The following is an 8,704-nucleotide window of genomic DNA, read 5'->3' on the forward strand; positions in this document are numbered from 1 at the left end:
ACAGAGGTCAGATTGATGATTCAAGACCTGGAAATCATAAAGAAGTAACGGGAGAAGATCTGATTATTGCTTTTGAAAACCTTTTAATTGGCGAACCTCAGGAAGAAATTCAGAGACCGAGTATGGGTTGTAATATTAAGTGGAAGTAATTTTGGTTGATGATTTTTGGTTGTTAGTTGATCGTAATTGCAATTCGATAACTTTTTGAAAAACGATCAATTATTTATAAGATAAAAACTCCGGAAATTAATCTTTCCGGAGTTTTTTTATCAATAGGAACGGACTTTAGTCCGTTTATTTAAATGAAAAATCAATGAGCTTTAGCCCAAACTTAAAAACTGTAAATTTTAACCCCGAATCCTGTACCTCACGCATCCCGCATCCCGAACCTCAAAATCCCGCATCTCGAACCCCGAAAACTATTTCAAAAACGGATTATACTGTTTTTCAAACCCAATCGTTGTAGGATTTCCATGACCAGAAAAAACCTGCGTTTTTTCATCCAAAACAAAAAGTTTAGTTTTAATGCCATCGATTAATTGGTCATAATTTCCTTTATAAAGGTCTGTTCTTCCGATGCTTCCTTCAAATAATACATCACCGGAAATCATAAATTTTTGAGTTTCATTATGATAAACCACACTTCCCGGAGAATGTCCCGGAACATGGTAGATTTTAAATTTTTCACCATCAAAATCAAGTTCATCTCCTTCATTTATATATTCGGTTTCAACTTTTACCGCAGGAACCTGAAAGCCAAACCTTGCTCCGCTTGCCTGAAGCATATCTAAAACTTCCTGATCTTCCTGGTGCATCGTCACAGGAACTTTAAACGTGTCAAAAGCCCACTGCAAACCCAAAACATGATCGATGTGAGAATGAGTCAAAAGTATTTTCTGAATTTTTAAATCATTTTCAGTGATGAAATCTGAAATCGCACGAGTTTCCTGCTCATTCATATTTCCCGGATCTATCAACCAGGCATTTTTATTTTCATTAAAAAGAACGTAAGTATTTTCACTTGCAAAATTGAACACGAAGACCTGTATAATTCAAGTGAGCTTTACCGTTACACGATCAAGCATTTCGACAGAAACTGGGAAGATGATAATCTTTTTTTCAGTGAAATTGCCAATGGCTCGATGAGTGCGTTGCTGGATCAGTTTCAGTATTCTTTTAATACGCTTCAGGCTTACACTCATTATACTTTAAAGTTTCCGAATGAAAAAATGCAGCCGAAAATTTCAGGAAATTTTGAATTGATCGTTTACAAAAGCTCGGCAGATCAGCCGCTTTTCAAAAGAAGATTTTCTGTGGTGGAAGATAATGTAAATTTAGCCTTGAATATTTCAAGATTTGCAGATGCCAAAACTCCGAATATCAATCAAAGGGTAGAAGTACAGGCTGTTTCAAAAGCCGGAGATCTTACTTCGAATGTGAATTCTATGACGCTTACCGTGATGCAGAATAACAATCCGAATATGAAGATCATCAACCAGAAACCCAGCGCAACGATGGGGAATAAATTGCTTTTTCAACAGTTGAACCTTGCTTTCCCGGGAAATAACGAGTTTTATTATTTTGATAATAAAAACATGAGAATGGCAGCGGATATGGTGCGAGAAACAGGCGTTGTTGACGGAGTTAATCAGACTTATCTTCACCCGGTTTGGGCATATCCTTTAAATTATCAGTATCAACCGGATGTAAACGGAGCTTGGTACTACCGTAGAAATGATTTGGGACAGGAGAGAGATGCTGCCCGTGAAGCTGATTATGCTTGGGTACATTTTTCTTTAGACTCAGATCCAATGGATAAAGAATTATACATTTTAGGTGGTTTTAATGATTTTAAAGCAACCAAAGAATTCCAGATGCATTATGACGAAGCTGCTAAAAAATATATTGCTAAAATCTATATGAAGCAAGGTTTTTACAACTATATTTTGGCGACAAAAGAAGCAAATGGTTCTTTAAATCTGGGTGAGATTAACGGTAATTTCTGGCAGACAGAAAATCTTTATCAGGCATTTTTATATTACAAACCTTTCGGAAGAAATTATGATGGTTTGGCGGGATACGGAGAATTCAGAACGCCGGTGAGATAATACGGAAAGAATTTATTTACTAAAATTCAAAATAAAAAACCTTCCAAATTTTGCACATTTGGAAGGTCTGTCGAAAGTGTCTAATGTCTTCTAAAAAGACATCAACAGAAAAATTAAACTATATAATAATGTCAAAAAAGTTCTATACTAAAGGCATTTTTAATTATTTTCTTTAAAAACTGCCGTTATAAAAAGACTGTCGTTATCTTCAAATAAATAATAAATCTGTACCGGAAAATTTTCCGTTTTATAAACCTGAAGTTCCCTGTTTTTTATATCTAATTTCTCGTAATCGCTCAAAATCGTATTGATTGATTCTTTTAAATCATTCAGAAAATATTTGTCTTTATTTTGTTCTTCGGCATTGAAAACCCGCATCAGCATTCTAATGTCATTTTTTGCAATCGATGACAATAAGACTTTCATTACGCACAGTTTTTTTCTAATTCATAAATATTTTCAAAAAAATCTAACTTCGTTGAAGGATTTTCTGCGTGAAATTCAATTCTGCTGGAAACTTCATCCAACTGAAATTGCTGAACATCAGATTTTACAGTTGCATCCAGATTATCAATAATCCTGATAAAAGCTTCTGCAAGTTCCGGAGTGATATTTTCAACCTTCTTTTTTAAAATATCTATACTTATATTCATTATTTATAAAATTTTGAGTATTGTATATCTTTTGATAGGGTAAAGTTAACAAAAAATATTAAAAAATAAGTAATACCCCTATTAAATTTTATATTAATATTAAAAATAGTATATTTTAATCTGGATTGCTCTTTTTTTTAGGGGTATTAGTTAAAATAAATAAAAAAAAAGACATCTGATTTCTCAAATGTCCTTAGTATTCTTTTTAAAGTAAGCTTTAAACCAAATAAAACTCATTCAGTTTTTCTTCGCAAAGTATTTTTACCACATCAATCCAGCGGTCTTCATCGTTCAGGCAAGGAATGTAGTGGAAATTTTCTCCGCCGCCATGTTCAAACTGATGTTTTCCTTCTACAGAAATTTCTTCCAAAGTTTCAAGACAGTCTGAAACGAAAGCCGGACAAACAATTGCGAGGTTTTTAATTCCTTTTTTACCGATTGTTTCTAAAGTTTCATCGGTATAAGGTTCCATCCATTTGTCTTTTCCTAATCTTGACTGAAAGGTAACCATTACTTTTTCTTTTGGCAAACCTAATTTTTTAATCACAGAATTGGTCACGTCAAAACATTGGTGACGATAACAAAACTGATGACTCGGATTGTTTTCTCGGGAACAACAGTCATTCAGATTACAGGTGTTTGTAGGATCTGTTTTATAAATATGCCTTTCCGGAACTCCGTGATAAGAAAATTGTAATGCGTCAAAATTTTCAGGAAGTTTTTCCCGGATGCTTTCTGCAAGACAATCGATGTAAATTTCCCTGTTGTAAAATGGCTGAATGTAATTGATCTTAATTCCGGGGAATTTCTTTTTTCTTACTTCCTCTGCTTTTTCAATCACCGTTTCTGTTGGGTTGCGCATATCGCATCCCGATTTCTACCGGAACATCAACCAGTTTCTGAAGTTTTTTCTGAATTTTCTGAGTGATCACAATCAAAGGAGAACCTTCATCCGTCCAAACCGTTTTGTAGGCTTCGGCAGATTTTGCAGGTCTTGTATTTAAAATGATTCCCTGTACCAAAAGCGCACGAAAAAACCAACGGTAATCGATCACTTTTTCGTCCATCAAAAATTCATCAAGGTATTCTCTTACATCGGGAACAGAAGTAGATTTTGGCGAGCCGAGATTGACCAGTAATATTCCTTTCATAATATATAAGTAATGGGTAATGAATAATGAGTAATAAATAATCTGCACGCAAATTACTTATTACCCATTGCTTATTGCTGATATTTTTATCCGTTTACAGCTTCCACTCTTTCCACTAATTCCGGAACGAATTGTTTTAAAATGTTTTCAATTCCTCCTTTTAATGTTGCGGTTGAACTTGGACAGCCTGAACAAGCACCTTGTAGCAACATCTTTGCCGTTTTGTTTGCCGCATCGTATTCCATTAAAGAAATTTTTCCGCCGTCATTTTCTACCGCAGGAGCAACATATTCATTCAAAATATCCGAAATTTTCTGTTCGTCGTCTGTATAATCTCTGTTGATGATTTTTTCTACCGGGTTTTCATGTTTTTGAGATTCAATATTTGAAATTTCACCTCCGCTTTGAAGATATTCTGCAATATAACCACGCACAGCCATCATTACCTGATGCCATTCAACAGAATTATCTCTGGTAACTGCTACGAAATTATCTGAAATAAAAACTTCCTGAGCAAAATCAAATTCGGTGAAAATGGCTTGTGCCAAAGGAACGCCTTGAGCTTCGTTTCTTGATTTTACTTCCACAAAACCATCCATCAGCATTTTGCTTGAAACAAACTTCATTGCATTAGGATTCGGAGTCATTTCAGCATAAATCTGATACATCTCTTTTTTCTTCTGAAGATAAATTCTCGGGTTTGCCAAAAGCTCGTCTTCAATTACATTTTTCAGGCTTTCTGCTACATGTTCCCATTCTACAGTGTCTTGTTTTGCAACAGCAACAAAATTAGCGGTGATGAAAATTCTTTCCACAAAAGGATAATTAAAAAGCTCTTGTGCCAAAGGAATTTCTGATATATCTGAATCTCTGTCCAATTCCAAAGACCCCGGAATCAAGTTGTAGTCGGCTACAAATTTCATCACTTTTGGGTTTTCGGTAGGTTCTATAAGTATCGTACGCATTTTTTCGTTAAATTTGAGAGTACAAAAATACGGATAAGAACTGGGAAGTTAGAATTTGGAAGTTAGATTTTTGCTATCGCTGTAATTTGCAATTTGTGGTTTCAATATTTAATTTTCAAATTGGCTCATTTTCAAATTTTCAAATTAAAAATATGGCACTTATAAAAGAACTTTTAGGAAAGACTCCGCAAATGGGAGAAAATACTTTTTTAGCTGAAACTGCAACGATTATTGGTGATGTAGTGATGGGAAAAGAATGCAGCGTTTGGTATAATGCGGTAATAAGAGGTGATGTAAATTACATTAAGATGGGAGACAAAGTGAATGTACAGGATAATGCGATGTTGCACTGTACCTACGAAAAATTTCCTTTGGAGATCGGAAATAATGTTTCTATTGGCCATAACGCCATCGTACACGGATGCAAGATTAAAGATAATGTTTTAATCGGGATGGGTTCTATCGTGATGGACGATTGCCTGGTTGAAGAAAATTCTATTGTTGGTGCGGGTTCTGTAGTTACACAAGGAACTCACATAAAATCCGGCGAAGTTTGGGGCGGAGTTCCTGCCAGAAAAATTAAAGATATTTCTGCAGCGCTTCTGGAAGGTGAAGTCAACAGAATTGCAGATAATTATGTGAAATATTCTTCCTGGTACAAAGATTAGGAATTACTTAAGTGGTTGATGGTTGTTAGTTGTCGGTTGATGGCTAATAATCAGTATTTTAAAATCTAAATAATAAGTGATTGAATATTCACAAGAATTTGGTTTAAGTAATATGTTTTATTAATAAAGCAGTCATTTAGTTAGGATTCAAATAAAAAAAATCGACAGATTTAGCCAAAATCTAAAAAGGTTTGAAAGTAAAATGCTTTCAAACCTTTTTTATGATATTATTAAATTTTAAATTTTTGAATTTCAGTTAGCTGAAAAACTGATAACTAAAAAACTATCAACTAATAAACAAGAACCGCTTTTTCACCTTGACACTTCAAACCAGTAGGTTCCGCAATCATCATACAGTCTGAAGTAATTCCGTATTTTTTATTAAATTCAGACATGGTTTGTGTATAATGTTCTATTTTTTTAAGAACGGAAGCTTCTAATTTTTTTGGATATGCAATGTATGAAACCGGTCCGCCGCAAGCTTTAGATCCTATCGGTGCAAAAGTCCATTCAGAAGCGGTGGTGCATTTTTCTTTTGCGATCTCAGATTCTATGATGCTTTTTAATTTATCTAAATTGGCTTCGTCATATTTTTTGCTGCTTTCATTTGCAGGTCTTTCAGCAATATCAACAGGTAAATTGGTGTTGTCACCGGAATTTGAAGAAACACATGAACTGATTGTAAATGCGCAGATTAATGCAATTGCCGGGAATTTTACAAAAGCGTTTTTCATAAATTATTTTTTTTAAGCGAATCAAAGTTTATGCCTATTCACATTTTCCGTAATTTTGCATGCGATGAACAATCATTTTTTTGACTTAATTGAATACACCAGCCGAAGCGTTTTTCTTACAGGAAAAGCAGGAACAGGTAAAACCACATTTCTAAACGAATTTGTAAAGAAAACGAAAAAAAAGCACATTGTTGTAGCACCCACCGGAATTGCTGCAATCAATGCGGGCGGAGTTACCATTCACTCAATGTTTGGTCTTCCTTTGCGTACTTTTTTGCCTACAACAGACCGTATCGACAGCAGTATTGCCAACAATATTTCTGATCTTCAGCAGCATTTTAAATACCGAAAAGATAAACTTAAACTGTTAAGAGAAGTTGAGGTTTTGATTATTGATGAGGTTTCGATGCTTCGGGCTGATGTTTTGGATATGATGGATTTTTCTTTGAGATTTATCCGAAGAAATAATCAGCGTTTTGGTGGTGTTCAGATGTTGTTCATCGGAGATTTGTATCAGCTTCCGCCGGTGGTGAGAGATGAGCATGTCTTAAAAATGTTTTACAATTCGCCTTTCTTTTTTGATAGTTTGGCGATTAAAGATATTCCTTTATTGACGATTGAATTGACGAAAGTTTACCGTCAGACCGATCAGGAATTTTTGGAAATTCTAAATGCGATTCGTGACGGCGATGTTGCCAACATCGATTTTAATCATCTGAACGAAAGATACGATCCCGGTTTTGAAGCCGGAGAAGAACCTTACGTTTACCTTTGTTCGCACAACAAAATGGCAGACGATATCAATCAGGAAAAACTGAAAGATATAAAAGTTGATGCAAGTACTTATGAAGCCAAACTTTTTGGTGAATTTAAAGAAAACCAATTTCCGAATGAGCAGTTTTTAGAGCTGAAAATCGGCGCTCAGATTATGTTTATCAGGAACGATATTTCGGGTGAAAAGAAATATTATAATGGTAAATTGGGTGAAATCTCTTCTTTAGACGAAAACGAAATCAAAGTAATTCTTGAAGGTAGCGATCGTGAAATTACCGTAAAAAGGGAAGTCTGGGAACAGAAAAAATATTCTCTAGACACCGATAAAAATATTCAGGAAGAAGTTTTAGGAAGTTTCGAGCAGTTTCCGATAAAATTGGCTTGGGCGGTTACGATTCATAAAAGTCAGGGTTTGACTTTTGATAAAGTGATTATTGATGCCGGAAAAAGCTTTACTGCAGGACAGGTTTATGTGGCGTTGTCACGTTGTCGAACTTTGGAAGGAATTGTTTTAAAATCTAAAATTACTCCCGAAGTTATTTTTAAAGATAACAGAATCCTGAAATTTCAGGGCGAAACTCAGGCGAATGATAATGTTGAAAATATTTTAAACCAGGAAAAATATGATTACAGCATAAGAAAATTACTTCGTACACTCGATTGCCAATGGTTTTTAAAAGAAGTGGAGCAGTGGAATAATCTTTCAATTGTTACCAAAAGTATTGACCGTTCCAAATCAAACCAGCTGTATCTTCAGTTGAAACGTGATGTTTTGAATTTAGGTAAGATTTTCGAAAAACTGGAGCGAATCATTTTCCAGAAAGTCAATTTATTTATTGAAAAAAAAGAAGATTGGAGCGAGATTGAAAGCAAATCAAAAGGTGCGGTGAATTTCTTTTTTACCGAAATCAGAGATAAAGTTTTTAATCCACTGAAAGAATTTTATGCTGAAATAAAAGGCGCAAAAGGTTTAAAACAATACAATGAAGAACTTAAAAACTGGCTCGAAGATATTGAAGAATATCTGAACAGTCTAAAGGAAACTCATTTGCTGGAAACCAAACTTCTGGATGAAAAAAATGATAAGGAAGTCAGCATGAAAATTGCAAAAGTTCCGTCTCAGGTTCTTACTTTCCAATTGTTTGAACAGGGGAAAACGATTTCCGAAATTGCCATGGAAAGAGGTTTGGTAAAAGAAACCGTCATTGGTCATTTGGCAAAATTTGCAGAGCAGGGTTTGCTGGATATTTCGAGAGTGATCACTTCCGATAAAATCAAAGCTTTTCAGGAAATGTTTCACAGAGATCCTAAAGAAAATCTCACCGAATGGAAAAATGCTTTACCCAATAATTTTGAATTTAACGAAATCAGGATTTTGATTAATCATTTTACGTATCAGAAAGAGAAAAATAATTAAAATAAAAAAAAGGATTCAGTTTTACACCGAATCCTTTTCTTTTAAATACTGCTGAACTTTCTTTTGTTATTATCCCAATATGTTGCAGATCGACTTTCGTTCATAAATTCTATTTCTGTATTTTCAATTTCGTTAAATCTAATTTTATCCGTTTTAGAAAATTCAATTATTTTTGATTGCATGATTATTAATTTTAAGGAAATAATATCTGAATCAGTTTACAGTCTGTAGCGT

8 protein-coding genes and 3 pseudogenes are annotated in these 8,704 nt (G+C 34.4%); 4 read left to right on the top strand and 7 right to left on the bottom strand.

The window, feature by feature from the left end; genetic code table 11:
* Positions 1–149 (top strand): annotated as a pseudogene (locus AB4Y90_RS15140) (thioredoxin family protein); the annotation flags it as partial.
* Between the two features lie 270 nt (positions 150–419).
* On the opposite strand, the gene AB4Y90_RS15145 reads toward AB4Y90_RS15140, so the two are convergent.
* The gene (locus AB4Y90_RS15145; RefSeq protein ID WP_441558374.1) at positions 420–1,037 is read right to left on the bottom strand and encodes an MBL fold metallo-hydrolase; all 618 of its coding nucleotides are present in this window, start codon (positions 1,035–1,037) and stop codon (positions 420–422) included.
* Here AB4Y90_RS15145 and AB4Y90_RS15150 point away from each other — a divergent pair.
* Positions 1,029–2,108, top strand: a pseudogene (locus AB4Y90_RS15150) (type IX secretion system plug protein domain-containing protein); the annotation flags it as partial. The gene AB4Y90_RS15145 and the pseudogene AB4Y90_RS15150 overlap by 9 nt on opposite strands.
* A 159-nt stretch (positions 2,109–2,267) precedes the next feature.
* Here the strand turns inward: AB4Y90_RS15150 and AB4Y90_RS15155 are convergent.
* From AB4Y90_RS15155 to AB4Y90_RS15170, 4 genes and pseudogenes are all read right to left on the bottom strand, one after another.
* On the bottom strand, positions 2,268–2,534 hold the full coding sequence (locus AB4Y90_RS15155) for a hypothetical protein (protein WP_441558375.1): 267 nt from the start codon (positions 2,532–2,534) through the stop codon (positions 2,268–2,270).
* Entirely contained in the window at positions 2,534–2,761 is a 228-nt protein-coding gene (locus AB4Y90_RS15160; RefSeq protein WP_441558377.1) for a hypothetical protein, read from the bottom strand. Before AB4Y90_RS15160 ends, AB4Y90_RS15155 begins: the two co-directional genes overlap by 1 nt.
* Positions 2,762–2,978: 217 nt before the next feature.
* A pseudogene (locus tag AB4Y90_RS15165) lies at positions 2,979–3,912 on the bottom strand (ferrochelatase).
* Between the two features lie 86 nt (positions 3,913–3,998).
* The gene (locus tag AB4Y90_RS15170; protein WP_441558378.1) at positions 3,999–4,877 is read right to left on the bottom strand and encodes a NifU family protein; all 879 of its coding nucleotides are present in this window, start codon (positions 4,875–4,877) and stop codon (positions 3,999–4,001) included.
* A gap of 152 nt (positions 4,878–5,029) precedes the next feature.
* Here AB4Y90_RS15170 and AB4Y90_RS15175 point away from each other — a divergent pair, with 152 nt between their 5' ends.
* Positions 5,030–5,545: a gamma carbonic anhydrase family protein gene (locus AB4Y90_RS15175; protein ID WP_441558379.1), complete on the top strand. Its 516-nt coding sequence runs from the start codon at positions 5,030–5,032 to the stop codon at positions 5,543–5,545.
* Between the two features lie 290 nt (positions 5,546–5,835).
* Here the strand turns inward: AB4Y90_RS15175 and AB4Y90_RS15180 are convergent, their stop codons facing one another.
* Positions 5,836–6,279, bottom strand: coding sequence for a hypothetical protein (locus AB4Y90_RS15180; protein WP_441558380.1), 444 nt, complete (start codon positions 6,277–6,279; stop codon positions 5,836–5,838).
* Positions 6,280–6,343: 64 nt separating this feature from the next.
* Between AB4Y90_RS15180 and AB4Y90_RS15185 the strand changes: the two genes are divergently transcribed.
* Positions 6,344–8,470, top strand: a complete 2,127-nt coding sequence (locus AB4Y90_RS15185) for a helix-turn-helix domain-containing protein (protein WP_441558381.1) — start codon at positions 6,344–6,346, stop codon at positions 8,468–8,470.
* A 41-nt stretch (positions 8,471–8,511) separates the two neighbouring features.
* Here AB4Y90_RS15185 and AB4Y90_RS15190 read toward each other — a convergent pair whose 3' ends face one another.
* Positions 8,512–8,652, bottom strand: coding sequence for a hypothetical protein (locus tag AB4Y90_RS15190; protein ID WP_441558382.1), 141 nt, complete (start codon positions 8,650–8,652; stop codon positions 8,512–8,514).
* Between the last annotated feature and the right edge of the window lie 52 nt (positions 8,653–8,704).

This window comes from Chryseobacterium sp. 2TAF14 (assembly GCF_052115105.1).
In the GTDB taxonomy this organism is placed as follows: Bacteria; Bacteroidota; Bacteroidia; order Flavobacteriales; family Weeksellaceae; genus Chryseobacterium.